Below are 1,877 nucleotides of genomic sequence, written 5' to 3' on the forward strand. Positions count from 1 at the left end.
GATCTTGAACTTCGTCGCCATGCACTCCCTGGGTCTGCCCAAGTCCTACTGACCCTCCCTCCGTTGAGTCGCGCCTCGCACCCCCTTGAGTTGCGCCTCGCACTCCGTTGAGTTGCGCCTCGCACTCCGTTGAGTTGCGCCTCGCGTGCCCGCCCGGTCGCTAGGCGCGAGTCAACGGTGCGGGGGGCGCGAGTCAACGGTGCGGGGAGCGTGACTCAACGGAGGGGGACGAACCGGTAGTACCCGTGGTGGGAGACGGCCACGTCGTCCGGCTCGGGGCCGGAGCGGACAACCAGCAGCATCTCCCCGGCCACGGGGATGACCAGGCGGCCGGGCAGCCGGAAGTCGGCGCGCAGCTGGTCCACCAGGGCCAGGGGGAGCGAGAGCGCCTCGGCGGAGACCAGGATCCGGTCGAAGGGCGCGGCGGACGGCCAGCCCAGCACCCCGGGCTCGGCCTGCCGGATCGAGGCCCACGGCTGGTCGGTGGCGGCGAGGTTCTCCGCACCCCAGCTCACCAGCCCAGGCTCCAGCTCCACGCCCAGCACCAGCCCGGTCGGTCCGGTCAGCCGCGCCAGCAGGGCCGTCGTCCACCCCGACCCGGAGCCCACGTCCAGGACCCGCTGGCCGGGCCGGACGTCGAGCAGCCGCAGCATGTCCGCCACGGTGCGCGGCTGGGAGTTGGTCTGCCCGTGGCCGATCGGCAGCGGCCCGTCGTACGACGCGCGCCGGCGCTCGGCGTCGGGCAGGAAACCGGTGCGGGGGCAGGCCGCGAACGCGTCGGTCACGGCGTCCATGCGCCGAGTCAACCATGCGGCCGCCCCGCGGCGGAGGCGCCGGCTCATTCCGGGCGCACGGCGAGCACCTGGTCGGCGCCGAGCCGGCCCTCGGTGAAGCTGAGCACACCGCCCACCAGGAACAGCCGCCAGGCGCGGACCACCTCTTCGCCGACCAGCTCGGCGAGCCCGTCGTGGTCGTCCTCGAGGTTGTCGAGCCAGGCCTGGGCGGTGCGCACGTAGTGCTCCCCGAGCGGCTCGACGTCCTCGACCTGCAGTCCCGCGCCGGTGAGGTAGGCCACCGCCTCCTCCACCGGCTGCAGGTACATGTCGGGGGCGATGAAGGACTCCACGAACGGCCCGCCGCCGGGGTGCCGGCCGCCGTGCGGCTCCGGCCGGGAGATCTGCTGCACGAGCACGCGGCCACCGGGGCGTACGGCGCCGGCCAGCAGGGCGGCGTACCGCGGGTAGTTGCGCTCGCCGACGTGCTCGCCCATCTCGATGGAGCTGACCGCGTCGAAGCTGCCGGTCAGGTCGCGGTAGTCGGTCAGCGCGGTGGTGACCCGGTTGGTGAGCCCCTCGGCCCGCAGCACCTCGTCCAGGTAGTCCTTCTCCTCGACGGCCAGGGTGACCGCGGTGACGGCGACGCCGTAGTGCCGGGCCGCGTGCAGGGCGAGCGGGCCGAAGCCGCAGCCGACGTCGAGCAGGCTCATGCCCGGCTCGAGGGCCAGCTTGTGGCAGACCAGGTCCAGCTTGTCGCGCTGCGCCTGGCCCAGCCCGTAGCCGGGCCCGTCGTCGGTCCAGTACGCGCACGAGTGGGACATGGTCTCGTCCAGCAGCGCGGCGTAGAACCGGTGGGACAGGTCGTAGTGGAAGCTCACCGCGCTGCGGTCCCGGGCCCGGCTGTGCACGGACCCGTGCAGCTGGGCCTGCGAGGCGGGTGGAGCCGGCGGCAGGCCCAGGGCCCCCACCCCCAGCACCGTCTGCGCGGCCCGGGCGATCGCCGCCGGGTTCGCCCAGGCGCCCCTCAGGCCACGGCCGGCCAGCGTCGTGCGGACCTGTGCCAGGGCCACGCCCAGGTCGTCGGGCACCTCGAGCTCGCCG

General features: G+C 74.2%; 2 protein-coding genes. Both read right to left on the reverse strand.

Translation table 11 applies throughout. From position 1 onward, the window contains the following. Positions 1–215 precede the first annotated feature (215 nt). Positions 216–794, reverse strand: a complete 579-nt coding sequence (locus PLP61_RS15605; protein WP_324503676.1) for a protein-L-isoaspartate O-methyltransferase family protein — start codon at positions 792–794, stop codon at positions 216–218. A gap of 44 nt (positions 795–838) precedes the next feature. Beyond that, on the reverse strand, positions 839–1,877 hold a 1,039-nt coding region (locus tag PLP61_RS15610; RefSeq protein ID WP_324503677.1), incomplete at its 5' end, for a class I SAM-dependent methyltransferase.

This window comes from Nocardioides sp., assembly GCF_035429765.1.
Classification (GTDB): domain Bacteria; phylum Actinomycetota; class Actinomycetes; order Propionibacteriales; family Nocardioidaceae; genus Nocardioides.